The organism is Pseudomonas sp. AC083 (genome assembly GCF_979253165.1).
The window spans coordinates 15,888-32,606 of sequence record NZ_CEEDDH010000005.1 but is presented as its reverse complement, the minus strand read 5'-3'; the positions used below and the strand labels follow the sequence as shown (position 1 = coordinate 32,606).

Genomic DNA, 16,719 nt, shown 5'->3' with positions numbered 1-16,719 from the left:
TACACCGCGACGTTGACCAACCCGGCACAAACCCCGGTAACCGTCACGCTGTCCAACGGCTCGACCATCACCATTGCGGCCGGCGAAACCGTCGGCACCGTGAACGTGCCAACAGCGGCCAATGACGTCTACAACAACGGCAGCACCGTCAGCACCACCATCACTGGCGCTACCGGCGGCAACTTCGAAAACCTGGTGCCAAACACCACACCTGCCGTTACCACGATCACCGATTCGGTCGACAACACCGGTCTGACCCTGACTGCGACGAATAACGTCGTCGAAGGCGGCCAGATCACTTACACCGCGACGTTGACCAACCCGGCACAAACCCCGGTAACCGTCACGCTGTCCAACGGCTCGACCATCACCATTGCCGCTGGCGAGACCGTCGGCACCGTCAACGTGCCGACTGCGGCCAATGATGTGTACAACAACGGCAGCACCGTCAGCACCACGATCACTGGCGCTACCGGTGGCAACTTCGAAAATCTGGTGCCGAATCCGACGCCAGCTGTCACCACGATTACCGACTCTGTCGATAACACCGGCCTGACCCTGACCGCGACCAACAACATTGTTGAAGGCGGCCAGATCACCTATACCGCGACACTGACCAACCCGGCGCAAACCCCGGTAACCGTCACGCTGTCGAACGGCTCGACCATTACCATCGCGGCTGGCGAAACCGTCGGCACCGTCAACGTGCCGACTGCGGCCAATGACGTCTACAACAATGGCAGTACCGTCAGCACCACGATCACTGGCGCTACCGGTGGCAATTTCGAAAATCTGGTGCCAAACACCACACCTGCCGTGACCACCATCACCGACTCGGTTGATGACACTGGCCTGAGCCTCAGCGCCACCGGCTCTGTGGCCGAGGGTGGCCAGATCACCTACACCGCGACGCTGACGAATCCGGCCGGCACCCCGGTAACCGTGACCCTGAGCAACGGCTCGGTGATCACCATTGATGCCGGCAAAACCACCGGCACCGTTACCGTTCCAGCGCCTGCCGATGACGTCTACAAAGACGCCGGCCAGGTCGAAGTCAGCATCAAGGACGCCACCGGCGGCAACTTCGAAAATCTGGTGCCGAACACTACGCCAGCAGTGACCGAAATCACTGACACCGTCGATACCTCGACGGTGAAGCTGAGCGCAGACACCTCGGTTGCTGAAGGCGGCACCGTGACTTACACCGCCACCGTCGGCGCGCCAGTCACCGGTTCGCCTGTGGTCGTGACGTTGGCCAACGGTCAGAACATCACCATCGCCGTCGGCCAGACCACTGGCTCCATCACCTACACTGCACCGAACGATGCCTTGACCGGCAACGCTCCGCTGACCAACTCGATCACTGGCGTAACCGGTGGCAACTACGAAAATCTGGTGGCGGACAAAACCCCAGTTTCGACCACCGTCACCGATGCGGCCGACACCACCAATCTGTCGCTGAGTGCGACCGCTTCCGTGGCTGAAGGCGGCCAGATCACTTACACCGCGACCTTGACCAATGCTGCCGGTTCGCCAGTGACCGTGACCTTGTCGAACGGCGCCGTCATCACCATCCAGGCAGGCGAAACCAGCGGTAATGTGAGCTTCCCGGCTCCGTCCGACGACGTTTACAAAGACTCCGGCTCCGTGCAGGCGACCATCACCAGTGCCACCGGCGGCAATTTCGAGAACCTCGTTCCGAGCACCACGCCAGCGGTCACTCAAGTCACCGACACCATCGACACCTCGACGGTCAAATTGACCGCCGACACTTCGGTCGTGGAAGGCGGCACCGTCACCTACACCGCCACTGTCGGGGCGCCCGTCACCGGCTCGCCTGTGGTCGTGACCCTGGCCAACGGCCAGAACATCACCATCGCCGTCGGCCAGACCACCGGTAGCGTCACCGCCCCGGTATCGAATGACGTGCAGATCGGTCACGCACCGCTGACCAACTCGATCACCAACGTCAGCGGCGGCAACTTCGAAAATCTGGTCGCCGACAAGACCCCGGTCAGCACCACCGTGACCGACACCGTCGACACCACCAGCGTCGCGCTGACTGCCACCGGCAACGTCAATGAAGGCGGGCAGATCACCTACACCGCGACGCTGAGCAACCCGGCCGGTACGCCGGTTACCGTCAACCTGAGCAACGGTTCGGTCATCACCATTGAAGCCGGCAAGACCACCGGCACCGTGACCGTTCCGGCACCTGCCGATGACGTCTACAAAGACGCCGGCAAAGTCGAAGTCACCATCAAGGACGCCACCGGCGGCAACTTCGAAAATCTGGTGCCGAGCACTACGCCTGCGGTGACCAACGTTGCCGACACGGTCAACACCACGCACCTGACCCTCAGCGCAGAAAGCTATGTGCTCGAAGGCTCTTCGATCACTTACACCGCAACGTTGACCAACGCCGCGCAGACGCCGGTGACCGTCAACCTGAGCAACGGCCAGACCATCACTATCGAAGCCGGCAAGACCAGCGGTTCGGTGACGATTGCCGCACCGAGCGATGACGTCTACAAGGACGTCAGCAAGCTAACCGTGACCATGACCGATGCCAGCGGTGGCAACTTCGAGAAACTCGACGTCAGCAAGACTCCGGTCAGCACCACGGTCAACGACACCGTCGACACAACCGCACTGACCCTGACCGCCAGCGATACCGTCAGCGAAGGTGGCCAGATCACCTACACCGCGACCCTGAGCAACCCGGCCGGCTCGGCGATGACCGTGACCCTGGCCAACGGCGCAGTGATCAACATCGCTGCCGGCGCTACCAGCGGCTCGGTGAATTTCCCGGCGCCCGCCAATACGCCGTACATCGATGGCAGCAACGTGCGGACGGCGATCGCCAGCCACAGCGGCGGCAATTTCGAGCGCGTCGAGGCCGATCGTTCGGCTGTGGTGACCAAAGTCACCGACGCCGTCGACACCACCGACATCAGCCTGAGCGCCACCGGCAGCGTTGCCGAGGGCGGCTCGATCGTCTACACGGCAACCCTGAGCAATCCGGCCGGCACCGCCATGAGCGTGACCCTGAGCAACGGCGCGGTGATCAACATTGCCAAGGGTGCGAGCACTGGCACTGCGACCGTCGCTGCGCCTGGCGATGATGTGTACAAGGACGCCGGCAAGGTCGATGCGAGCATCACCAAGACCAGCGGCGGCAACTTTGAAAATCTGGTGATCGACAAGACTCCTGCGGTAACTGATGTCACCGACACCATCGACAACAGCACCGTTGCGCTGACCGCCAGCGCCAGTGCGGTTGAAGGCGGCGTGGTTGTCTACACCGCGTCCGTGACCGCACCGGTCACCGGTTCGCCAGTGCTGGTGACCCTGTCCAACGGCCAGACCATCACCATTCCGGTCGGCGCCAGCAGCGCCAGCGTCAACTTCACCGCGCCGAACGATGCACAGGCCGGCGGCAACACTCTGAGCGCGAAAATCGACGGCGCCAGTGGTGGCAATTACGAAAATCTCGTCGCCGACCAAACCCCGGCGGTGACCTCGGTAACCGACGTCGCCGATACCACCAACCTGTCGCTGTCCGCGACCGGCTCCGTGGCCGAGGGCGGTTCGATTGTCTACACCGCAACCCTGAGCAACCCGGCCGGCACGCCAGTGACCGTGAGCCTGAGCAACGGCGCGGTGATCACCATCGAGGCCGGCAAAACCAGCGGCACCGTCACCGTTCCGGCACCTGCCGATGACGTCTACAAAGACGCCGGCAAAGTCGAAGTCACGATCAAGGACGCCATCGGCGGCAACTTCGAAAACCTGGTGCCAAGCACCACGCCAGCGGTTACCGATGTCACCGACACCGTCGACACCTCGACGGTCAAACTGACCGCCACCGAAACCGCAGCCGAAGGCGGCACCGTCACCTACACCGCCACCGTCGGCGCGCCGGTCACCGGTTCGCCTGTGGTCGTCACCCTGGCCAACGGTCAGAACATCACTATCGAAGTCGGCAAGACCAGCGGCAGCGTGAGCACCACCGCGCCGAACGACGTCCTCGCCGGCCACGCGCCGCTGACCAACTCGATCACCAACGTCAGCGGCGGTAATTTCGAAAATCTTGTCGCCGACCAGACCCCGGTCAGCACCACCGTGACCGACACCGTCGACACCACCAACCTGTCGCTGAGCGCGACCGGCGCGGTGAACGAAGGCGGCCAGATTACCTACACCGCGACTTTGAGCAACGCCGCTGGCACACCGGTCACCGTGACCCTGTCGAACGGTGCGACTATCCTCATCGAGGCCGGCAAGACCACCGGCACCGTGACCGTCGATGCACCGAAAGACGACGTCTATAAAGACGCCGGCAGCGTTGAAGCGACCATCCAGAGCGCAACCGGCGGCAACTTCGAAAACCTCGTCGCCAGCAAAGAGCCGGTGGTGACCACGGTCAACGACACCATCGACACCACCACCGTGTCGCTGAGCGCCACTGCGAACGTTGCCGAAGGCGAAACCGTGGTTTACACCGCCACCGTGGGCGCGCCAGTGACCGGTTCGCCGGTGATCGTGAGCCTGTCCAACGGTCAGACCATCACCATCGCCGTTGGCGAAACCACCGGCAGCGTCAACTACGTCGCGCCGAACAGCCCATTGGCGGGCGGCAGCTCGCTGAGCGTGACCATTGATGGCGCCACCGGTGGCAACTACGAAAAACTGGTGGTCGACGGCAAGTCCGCCGACACCGTGGTTTCCGACACCACCGACACCACCAACCTGAACCTGACCGCCAGCGATTCGGTCGCCGAAGGCGGCCAGATCACCTACACCGCAACCCTGACCAACCCGGCCGGCACACCGGTGACCGTGACCCTGTCGAACGGCGCCACGATCACTATCGACGCTGGCAAAACCACCGGCACCGTGACCGTCGATGCACCGAAAGACGACGTCTATAAAGATGCCGGCAAAGTCGAAGTCACCATCGAGGGTGCGACCGGCGGCAACTTCGAGAGCCTGGTGCCAAGCGCGGTTCCAGCGGTGACGAATGTCACCGATACCATCGATACTTCGACGGTCAAACTGACCGCCGATACATCGGTGGCTGAAGGCGGCACCGTGACTTACACCGCCACCGTTGGTGCACCAGTGACTGGCTCGCCTGTGGTCGTGACCCTGGCCAACGGTCAGACCATCACCATCGGCGTTGGTCAGACTACTGGCACCGCAACCGCTGTTGCTGCGAACGATGCGCTGACCGGCAACGCGCCGATCACCAACTCGATCACTGGCGTAACCGGTGGCAACTTCGAAGATCTGGTGGCGGACAAAACACCAGTTTCGACCACTGTTACGGATGTTGCCGACACTACCAATCTGTCGCTCAGCGCCAGCAACTCGGTGGCTGAAGGTGGCCAGATCACTTACACCGCGACACTGACAAATGCTGCTGGCTCACCAGTGACCGTGACCTTGTCGAACGGCGCCGTGATCACCATCGACGCCGGCAAGACCACCGGCACCGTGAACGTTCCAGCGCCAGCTGACGACGTCTACAAAGACGCCGGCTCCGTCCAGGCAACGATCACCAGCGCCACCGGCGGCAATTTCGAGAACCTCGTTCCGAGCACTGCTCCGGCCGTGACGTCTGTCACCGACACCATCGACACTTCGACGGTCAAACTGACCGCCGATACTTCGGTGGCTGAAGGCGGCACCGTGACTTACACCGCCACCGTTGGTGCGCCAGTTACTGGCTCGCCTGTCGTCGTGACCCTGGCCAACGGTCAGACCATCACCATCGGCGTCGGTCAGACTACTGGCACTGCAACTGCTGTTGCTGCGAACGATGCGTTGGCAGGTAATGCTCCGATCACCAACTCGATCACTGGCGTAACCGGTGGCAACTTCGAAGATCTGGTGGCGGACAAAACACCAGTTTCGACCACTGTTACGGATGTCAACGACACCACCAATCTGTCGCTCAGCGCCAGCAACTCGGTGGCTGAAGGTGGCCAGATCACCTACACCGCGACCTTGACCAACGCCGCTGGATCGCCTGTGACAGTCACGTTGTCGAACGGCGCCGTGATCACTATCAAAGCAGGCGAAACCACCGGCACCGCAACTGTTCCTGCACCGTCCGACGACGTCTACAAAGATGCCGGTTCCGTTCAGGCAACGATCACCAGCGCCACCGGCGGTAACTTCGAAAATCTCGTGCCGAGCACCACTCCAGCGGTCACTCAGGTCACTGACACCATCGATACTTCGACCGTCAAACTGACGGCTGATACTTCGGTGGCTGAAGGCGGCACCGTGACTTACACCGCTACCGTCGGCGCTCCGGTTACCGGTTCGCCTGTCGTCGTGACATTGGCTAACGGTCAGACCATCACCATCGGCGTCGGCCAGACCACTGGCACTGCAACTGCTGTTGCTGCGAACGATGCGTTGGCCGGTAATGCGCCGATCAACAACTCGATCACCAACGTCAGCGGCGGCAATTTCGAAGATCTGGTTGCGGACAAAACTCCAGTTTCGACTTCTGTCACCGACGTTACCGACACCACCAGTCTCTCGCTCAGCGCCACCAACTCTGTTGCCGAAGGTGGCCAGATCACCTACACCGCGACATTGACCAATGCTGCTGGCTCACCAGTGACCGTGACTTTGTCGAACGGCGCTGTGATCACCATCAAGGCTGGCGAAACCACCGGCACTGCAACCGTTGCGGCACCGTCCGACGACGTCTACAAAGACTCCGGTTCCGTCCAGGCGACGATCACCAGCGCTACCGGTGGCAACTTCGAAAATCTCGTGCCGAGCACCACGCCAGCGGTCACTCAGGTCACTGACACCATCGATACTTCGACCGTCAAACTGACAGCTGATACGTCGGTGGCCGAAGGCGGCACCGTGACTTACACCGCCACGGTTGGTGCGCCAGTTACCGGTTCTCCTGTCGTCGTGACATTGGCTAACGGCCAGACCATCACCATCGGTGTCGGTCAGACTACTGGCACCGCAACCGCTGTTGCTGCGAACGATGCACTCACCGGCAACGCCCCGATCACCAACTCGATCACTGGCGTAACCGGTGGCAATTTCGAAGATCTGGTGGCCGACAAAACTCCAGTTTCGACTTCTGTCACTGACGTTACCGACACTACAAATCTGTCCTTGAGCGCCAGCAATTCGGTTGCCGAAGGTGGCCAGATTACATACACCGCTACGCTAACCAACGCCGCTGGCTCACCAGTGACCGTGACCCTGTCGAACGGCGCTGTGATCACCATCAAGGCTGGCGAAACCAGCGGTAATGTGACCGTTCCGGCACCGTCCGATGACGTTTACAAAGACGCCGGTTCCGTCCAGGCGACGATCACCAGCGCCACCGGTGGTAACTTCGAAAATCTCGTGCCGAGCACCACTCCAGCGGTCACTCAGGTCACTGATACCATCGACACGTCGACCGTCAAACTGACCGCCGATACGTCGGTGGCCGAAGGCGGCACCGTGACTTACACCGCAACCGTCGGTGCGCCAGTTACCGGTTCTCCTGTCGTCGTGACATTGGCCAACGGCCAGACCATCACCATCGGCGTTGGCCAGACTACCGGCACTGCAACCGCTGTTGCTTCGAACGATGCACTGACCGGCAACGCTCCGATCACCAACTCGATCACCGGCGTAACTGGCGGCAATTTCGAAGATCTGGTTGCAGACAAAACTCCGGTTTCAACTTCCGTCACCGACGTTGCCGACACTACAAATCTGTCGCTGAGTGCGACCGGCTCCGTGGCTGAGGGCGGCTCGATTGTTTACACCGCCACACTGACCAACGCCGCTGGCTCGCCTGTGACAGTCACCTTGTCGAACGGCGCCGTGATCACCATCAAGGCTGGCGAAACCACTGGCACCGCAACCGTTCCTGCACCGTCCGACGACGTCTACAAAGACGCCGGCTCCGTCCAGGCAACGATCACCAGCGCTACCGGCGGCAATTTCGAGAACCTCGTTCCGAGCACTGCTCCGGCCGTGACGTCTGTCACCGACACCATCGACACCTCGACCGTCAAACTGACCGCTAATACGTCGGTGGCTGAAGGCGGCACTGTGACTTACACCGCCACCGTTGGTGCGCCAGTTACCGGTTCGCCTGTGGTCGTGACCTTGGCCAACGGTCAGACCATCACCATCGGCGTTGGCCAGACTACTGGCACTGCAACCGCTGTTGCTGCGAACGATGCGCTGACTGGCAACGCGCCGATCACGAACTCGATCACTGGCGTGACCGGCAGCAACTTCGAAGATCTGGTTGCGGACAAAACACCTGTCTCGACTTCTGTCACCGACGTTGCCGACACCACCAACCTGTCTCTGAGTGCGACCGGCTCCGTGGCTGAGGGCGGCTCGATTGTTTACACCGCGACACTGACCAACGCCGCTGGCTCGCCAGTGACCGTGACCTTGTCGAACGGCGCTGTCATCACCATCAAGGCTGGCGAAACCACCGGCACTGCAACCGTTGCGGCACCGTCCGACGACGTCTACAAAGACTCCGGTTCCGTTCAGGCAACGATCACCAGCGCCACCGGCGGTAACTTCGAAAATCTCGTGCCGAGCACCACTCCAGCGGTCACTCAGGTCACTGACACCATCGATACTTCGACCGTCAAACTGACGGCTGATACTTCGGTGGCTGAAGGCGGCACCGTGACTTACACCGCCACCGTTGGTGCGCCAGTTACTGGCTCGCCTGTCGTCGTGACCCTGGCCAACGGTCAGACCATCACCATCGGCGTCGGTCAGACTACTGGCACTGCAACTGCTGTTGCTGCGAACGATGCGCTGACTGGCAACGCCCCGATCACCAACTCGATCACTGGCGTAACCGGTGGCAATTTCGAAAACCTGGTTGCCGACAAAACTCCGGTTTCGACTTCTGTCAGCGACGTTACCGACACTACAAATCTGTCCTTGAGCGCCACCAACTCGGTGGCCGAAGGTGGCCAGATCACCTACACCGCGACCCTGACCAACGCCGCTGGCTCGCCTGTGACAGTCACGTTGTCGAACGGCGCCGTGATCACTATCAAAGCAGGCGAAACCACCGGCACCGCAACTGTTCCTGCACCGTCCGACGACGTCTACAAAGATGCCGGTTCCGTCCAGGCGACGATCACCAGCGCTACCGGTGGCAACTTCGAAAATCTCGTGCCGAGCACCACGCCAGCGGTCACTCAGGTCACTGACACCATCGATACTTCGACCGTCAAACTGACAGCTGATACGTCGGTGGCTGAAGGCGGCACTGTGACTTACACCGCCACCGTTGGTGCGCCAGTTACCGGTTCGCCTGTGGTCGTGACCCTGGCCAACGGCCAGACCATCACCATCGGCGTCGGTCAGACTACCGGCACTGCAACCGCTGTTGCTTCGAACGATGCACTGACCGGCCACGCTCCGATCACCAACTCGATCACTAACGTAACCGGCGGCAACTTCGAAAACCTCGTTGCCGACAAGACCCCGGTCAGCACCACCGTGACCGACACCGTCGACACCACCAACCTGTCGCTCAGCGCGACCGGTTCCGTGGCCGAAGGTGGTCAGATCATTTACACCGCGACATTGACCAACGCTGCTGGCTCGCCAGTGACCGTAACCTTGTCGAATGGCGCCGTGATCACCATCAAGGCTGGCGAAACCACCGGCACTGCAACCGTTGCGGCACCGTCCGACGACGTCTACAAAGACTCCGGTTCCGTGCAGGCCACGATCAAAACCGCGACCGGTGGCAACTTCGAAAACCTGGTACCGAGCACCGCGCCAGCAGTGACCAGCGTCACCGACACCATCGACACCACCACCGTAAAACTGAGTGCAACCGCCACAGCGGCCGAAGGCGGCAATGTCGTCTACACCGCAACCGTCGGCGCACCCGTCACCGGTTCGCCAGTTGTCGTGACGTTGGCCAACGGCCAGAACATCACCATCGCGGTCGGCCAGACCACCGGCACCGTAACCGCCGTCGCACCGAACGATGCGCTGACCGGCAACGCTCCGCTGACCAACTCGATCACCAACGTCAGCGGCGGCAATTTCGAGAATCTCGTCGCCGACAAGACCCCGGTCAGCACCACCGTGACCGACACCGTCGACACCACCAACCTGTCGCTCAGCGCGACCGGTTCCGTGGCCGAAGGTGGTCAGATCATTTACACCGCGACATTGACCAACGCCGCTGGCTCACCAGTGACCGTGACCTTGTCGAACGGCGCCGTGATCACCATCAAGGCTGGCGAAACCACCGGCACCGTGAACGTTCCAGCGCCAGCTGACGACGTCTACAAAGATGCCGGCACCGTGCAGGCGACCATCAGCAGCGCCACCGGTGGCAGCTTCGAAAAACTGGTACCGAGCACCACGCCAGCGGTGACCAGCGTCACCGACACCGTCGACACCACCACCGTCAGCATCACTGGCAGCAGCTCGGTGACCGAAGGCCAGACCGCCAGCTACACCGTCAGCCTCAATCACCCGGCGCAGACCGAAGTGACCCTGAAAATCGTCTACAGCGGCACTGCTGCCGACGGTTCGGACTTCACCGGTGTGTACACCGTGAAGATCCCGGCGGGCGCCAGCAGCGCGCAGTTCAACGTCGCTACCCTCGATGACAAGATCACCGAAGGCACCGAGAACTTCGTGGTCAAGATCGATTCGGCTACCGGCGGCAACTTCGAGAACCTCGCGGTCAGCAGCACCAATGGCAGCGTCAGCACCTCGATCATCGACAACGATGCGCCACCGGTGCTCGATCTGGACGCCAACAACTCCAGCGGTGCGACCGGTGCCGATTACAAGGTGACGTTCACCGAGAACACCCCGGGCGCCGGCGTGTCGATCGCTGACACCGACATCAGCATCACCGACGCGGACAGCACGATGCTGACCGGTGCCACCGTGGTGCTGACCAACCGTCAGGACGGCGATGCGCTGAATCTGGGCAACAGCGTCAACGGCATCACCATCAATGCCAACAGCACCAACGGCACGGTGACCCTGACCCTCTCGGGTAACGCGACCCTGGCCGACTACATGCAGGCCATCAAGAACATCAGCTTCACCAACAGCAGCGAAAACCCGAGCACCGTGCCGCGCGTCATCACCGTGACGGTGACCGATGGCGGCAATTACTCCAACACCGCGACGACCACGGTCAACGTGGTGGCGGTCAACGATGCACCGGTCGCTGCGCCGAGCAATGTCACCGGCACCGAAGACACGCCGCTGGTACTCGGCTGGTCGACCTTCGGCGTCAGCGATGTCGACAGCCCGGCGAGCAGCCTCGGTATCAAGATCACGCAACTGCCGGGCGAGGGCAAACTGCAGTATCTGGACGGCTCGACCTGGAAGGATGTTGCCAACAACCAGACCTTCAGCAAGGCCGACATCGACGCCGGCAAGCTGCGTTTCCTGCCGGATGCCAACGAGTCGGGGACCAATGGTTATGGCGGCACCGGCCTGGGCAACAATCAGGCGGACTACGCGCAGATCAAGTTCCAGCCTACCGATGGCCAGGCGCTGGGCAGCACCGGCACAGTGAAGATCGACATCACGCCAGTGGCGGATGCGCCAACCGTAGCCGTAGCTGACAACAGTGTGAAATCCACCGGCCTGATCAAGGAAGTCTGGACCGGTCTGTCGGGCCTGGGCACCGACGGCAGCGGCGCGAACTCGAACACTCTGAAAAGTGTGATCGATGCGGCCGGCAAGCCGAACTCCAGCGGCAACGTCACCAATGTGCAGTCCGATGGCAGCGTCGCCGCCGGTACGGCTTCGAAGACCTCTGGCCTGATCTATCTGGAAGCCGGCAAGACCTACAGCTTCAGCGGCGTGGCCGATGACAGCCTGCTGATCACCATCGGCGGCAAGAACGTGGCTTCCGGTACCTGGGGCGCAGGCGGTGCGATCAATGGTTCGTTCACCCCGACCACCAGCGGCTACTACACCCTCGACATCTACCACCACAACCAGAGCGGCCCGGGCAGCTACGACGTCAACCTGTCGGTCAACGGCAGCACGCCGATCGATCTGAGCAACGCCGGCGTGCCGATCTACACCGGTGTGCAGGACCTGATCAACTCGGGCGTGACCGTCTCCGATCTGCACGGCACCAATGGCGAAGGCTATTACGACGGCTACAAGCTCAACACCGGCGCCGAAGGCACCACGGTGAAACTGTCGGCGATCAGCACCGCGCTGACCGACACCGACGGCTCGGAAACCCTGAGCGTGAAGATCAGCGGCGCGCCGGTCGGCTCGGTGCTCAGCGATGGCGCGGGTCACACCTTCACCGTCACCGCGAGCAATGGCGAAGCCAACGTCACCGGCTGGAACCTCGGCTCTCTGACCGTGACCCCGCCGACCTACTACAACGGCCAGTTCAACCTGACCGTGACCTCGACGTCTACCGAACAGGTCGGCGGCTCGGCAAGCAGCACCGCGACCATTCCGGTCACGGTGGTGCCTGCGGTGTACAACGCGGTCACCGCCACCTCGGGTGACGACAACGTCACCGGCACCGACGCCAACGACATCATCGTCGCCGACATCGGTGGCCTGACCGTGATACCGGGCACCAACTACAACATTGCGTTCATGGTCGACAGCTCGGGCAGCATGAGCACTTCGTCGCTGAACGCCGCAAAAGACTCGCTGACGTCGGTGTTCAACAGCCTCAAGCAAAGCCTGGGCGGTAGCAACTCGGGTACGGTGAACATCTTCCTGGTGGACTTCGATACCCAGGTCAACAAGTCGGTGTCGGTGAATCTCAACGACCCGAATGCGCTGACCTTGCTCAAAGCCGTACTCAACTCGATGGGCTCTGGCGGCGGTACCAACTACGAGGACGTGTTCAAGACCACGGCCAACTGGTTCCAGAGCGCTGACGCCGTGGCCAACACCGGGGCGAAGAACCTTACGTACTTCATCACCGACGGCGAGCCGACTTACTACCAGAGCGGCGAGCAAGCCAACCCGACGCTGTACGGCAACGTGAAGCTCGATGACGTGGTGAAAACCAGCAACTACAAGCCGGGCGACACCTTCAGCACCTACATCGACAATACCCATGCGTTGACGATCAACAGCGCCGGCACCGTGACTCTGCAGACCTACAGTTCATGGTGGGGCTGGAGCAGCAGTAACCTGGGCACCATCCACGCACAGGGCGACGGCACTTATGAGTTGTCGAACCTGGCCGGTACCGGTAACAGCACCAACTCGTCGACGAGCAGCAACTCGGCCAGTGGCTTTGCCTTGCTCAACGGCCTGTCGAACGTCGAAGCGATTGGCCTGAACAGCGGCGTCACTCTCGATGACCTGAAACCGTACGACTCGGACAAAACGCCGCAAACCAACATCGATCCGAAGGATCTGGCCAACTCGATCATCGGCCATACCGAAGCGACGATGCCGGGTAACGACACCGTCAACGGTGGCGAAGGCAACGACATCCTGTTCGGCGATCTGGTCAGCTTCAACGGCATTGCCGGCGAGGGTTACCAGGCGATGCAGGCGTTCGTCGCCAAGGAAACCGGCGTTGATGTCAGCAAAGTCACCACCAGCAATGTGCACCAGTACATCACCGAGCACTATCAGGCGTTTGATGTATCCGGCGCGCACGATGGCAACGACACGCTGCTGGGTGGCGCAGGCAATGACATCCTGTTCGGCTCGGGCGGCACCGACCTGCTCGACGGCGGCAAAGGCAATGACATCCTGCTCGGCGGCACCGGCAACGACACGCTGATCGGCGGTCAGGGCAACGACATCCTCATCGGCGGTTCCGGTGGCGACACCTTCGTCTGGAAATCGGGCGACACCGGTAACGACGTGATCAAGGATTTCAAAGCCAGCGAAGGCGACCGCATCGACCTGCGCGACCTGTTGCAGGGCGAGACCGGCAGCACGATCGACAACTTCCTGAAGATCACCACGGTGGATGGCACGTCGTCGCTGCAAGTCAGCTCGGCGGGCAAATTCAACTCGGGCGATGCCGCTGCGGCCACGCCGGACGTGACGATCAAACTGGAAGGCAACAACTGGGCGAGCGCCAACCTGCACAACCTGATTGCCGGCAGCGACCCGACCATCAAGGTCGATCACAACAACAGCTGAGGCTGAAACAACGACGGCCGCCTCCTGTGGGGCGGCCGTCGCGTTTGCGGGCAATGCAGCGGTGACGATTTCATCGGCGCCCCGCATACTGGCGCGCAGTTGGCTATGCTGCTGACAGCATGACGCTGTTCATTTGTGAGGGATGCTCAATGTTTTACGTGCAACGCGATGCGCAAGGCCAGTTGATTCGCGTGGAAGCTGCGGCGTACGCCGAGGCCACGGAAACGCTGCCCGCCGATAACCATGAGATTCAGGCGTGGTACGCCAACGAAGCCGTGGAAAACAGCCTCAAACAGCTCAAGCAGAGCGACTTTGAAATGATTCGGGTACTCGACGACCTGATTCAGGTGCTGACCCAGAAAGGCGTGATCCGCGTCACCGACCTGCCAGCGGCGGCCCAGGCCAAACTGATGGACCGCACCCAGGCGCGTGAAGCGCTGGGCGGGTTGAGCCAGTTGATCGATGAGGATGAGGGCGGGTTGATCTGATCCTGGATCTTCACCGACTGGACTGGCCCTTTCGCGAGCAGGCTCGCTCCCACACTGGAATGCATTCCAAATGTGGGAGCGAGCCTGCTCGCGAAGGCGGCATCACTGAAGACAAGTTACTTCCAGGGCTTCGGCTCACCGAGCAACTGCCCCTGCACGCCATACAAGCCCATCTCGCGAATCACTGACAGCTCCCCTTCAGTCTCGACCCGTTCGGCAATCAGCGGCAGATCGATGCTGTGCGCCGCGCGCTGGATCGCCTCGATGAACAGGCGCTTGTCGCTCTCCTGATCGATCGCGCGGATGTAGCTGCCGTCGATCTTCAAGTACGCCAGACCCAACCGCGCCAGGTTGCCGATCATGCTGAAGCGCCCGCCGAAGCGCTGCAGGCTCAGCGAGAAACCGAGCTCGCGCAGGCGTCGGGTCAACTGCTCCAGCACCGCCTGTTCAGGCAATTGCTCCTCACCGATTTCCAGAGTCAGACGCGCGCCGAGATTGGAATGCGCGCGCAGAATCTCGAAGACCTTGTTCAACGCCTGCGGGTCGGCCAGCGTCGCCGAGGACAGGTTCAGCGCCAGCGAATCCTCGTGCCCTTTCATCTGTTCCAGCACGCGTTCGAGCATCAGCCGATCGAGCCGCGCGGTCCAGCCGAAGCGCTCCAGCCACGGCAGGAAGCGTCCGGCGGGAATGGTCTGGCCCTGCTCGTCGAGCAGACGCGACAGCACCTTGTAATGCAGCACCAGTTGCGTGTCCTGCGCCGCAACCACCGGCTGGAAATACAACTCGAAACGCTGCTGACTCAAGGCCTGATCCAGCAGTCGATGCCAAGCGTGATGGTCGTCACCGACCTCCGCCACCAGACTCTGATCGATGCACGCCCAATTCTGCTCGCCTTGGCCTTCGGCCTGCGCGAGTGCCTGATCGCCCAGTGTCAGCACCGCTTGCGGAGAGTCACCGTGGGCGAAGGGCGCCAGCCCGATCGAAGCCACCGCTGGCACATCGGTCGCGCCGGTGGCATGCAGGCTGCTCAAGGCATTGTCGAGATTCTGCGCCAGCTGCAGCGCTTCCTCGCGCACCAGCCCCGGCGCCAGCACGGCGAATTCACCGCCGCGAATACGCGTGACCAAGTCCTGGGTTTGTGGATATCTGGCGCACTCGCGGGTCAGTTGCTCGCCGACGGCCTTGAGCAACTGGTCGGTACGCTGGCCGCCGAGACGCTGGTTGAGACCGGCCAGGTCCTTGACCCGCAACAGCAGCAGATAACCGGAACTGGCCTGCTCCGGGTTGCTCACGCGGTTGTTCAATTGCATCTCGAAATAGCGGCGGTTGGCCAGGCCGGTGAGGTTGTCCTGATAGGACTCGGTACGCAGTTTTTCACTGCGCTCGGCCTGCTCCTGGAACAGCGTCTTGAGCTTCTCGACCATCTGATTCATTGCCTGCACCACGCGACGCAATTCAGGCGTGCGCGGCAGATCCGGCAGGCTGAGAAACTCGCGGCGGGCAATCGCATGGGACTGCTGGACCATGTAATCGAGGGGTTTCAACTGCCGACGCAGCAACAGCGCACCGAGCACCGCACTCAATGCGCCGCAGATCAGCAACCAGCCAAGACTGCCCAGTGCGCTCTGCCATAGCTTGGCCACGGCGAACATCGGATGGCTGACCACCTCGACCCGCGCCGCCTGCTCCCAGCCACGGCTGACCAGCGCATCGCCACCGGCCGGCTCGAGGCCGATCAGTTTGACGAACCAGTCCGGCACATTGCTCACCGCCGGGGTACCGCTGCGCTCGACAATGGTCTGCTCGGTCTTCACGTCGACCACGCGGATGCTCGCGTAATAACCGCTGTCGAAAATCGAACTGACCAGCAGCTCGACCATCGCCGGGTCGTCGATATTCGGCGTCAGCGACAATGCCAGCGCCGTCGCCGCGTCCTGTGCGTGGGAGCGCAACTGATTGACGTACTGGGTGCGCGAGCTCTCCAGGCTGACCATGAAGCTGCCGGTGAAGGCCACGACCAGGAACAGACAGATAGCGATCAACAGCTGTTTGAACAAAGACATCTGAG

General features: G+C 61.7%; 3 protein-coding genes. 2 read left to right on the top strand and 1 reads right to left on the bottom strand.

What is annotated here, in order from left to right:
- Both AC0IXA_RS10480 and AC0IXA_RS10475 read left to right on the top strand, forming a co-directional pair.
- Positions 1–14,163 (top strand): immunoglobulin-like domain-containing protein (locus AC0IXA_RS10480; RefSeq protein WP_471812941.1); only part of this gene is annotated, 14,163 nt, incomplete at its 5' end.
- A gap of 149 nt (positions 14,164–14,312) precedes the next feature.
- Positions 14,313–14,651, top strand: a complete 339-nt coding sequence (locus AC0IXA_RS10475; protein WP_016772279.1) for a hypothetical protein — start codon at positions 14,313–14,315, stop codon at positions 14,649–14,651.
- Positions 14,652–14,767: 116 nt separating this feature from the next.
- Here the strand turns inward: AC0IXA_RS10475 and lapD are convergent, their stop codons facing one another.
- On the bottom strand, positions 14,768–16,714 hold the full coding sequence (lapD, locus tag AC0IXA_RS10470) for a cyclic di-GMP receptor LapD (RefSeq protein ID WP_341638306.1): 1,947 nt from the start codon (positions 16,712–16,714) through the stop codon (positions 14,768–14,770).
- Positions 16,715–16,719 lie beyond the last annotated feature (5 nt).

Coding starts and splice junctions, on each gene's coding strand:
- AC0IXA_RS10475 (WP_016772279.1), top strand. CDS start 14,313: ATGTTTTACGTGCAACGCGATGCGCAAGGCCAGTTGATTCGCGTGGAA.
- lapD (WP_341638306.1), bottom strand. CDS start 16,714: ATGTCTTTGTTCAAACAGCTGTTGATCGCTATCTGTCTGTTCCTGGTC.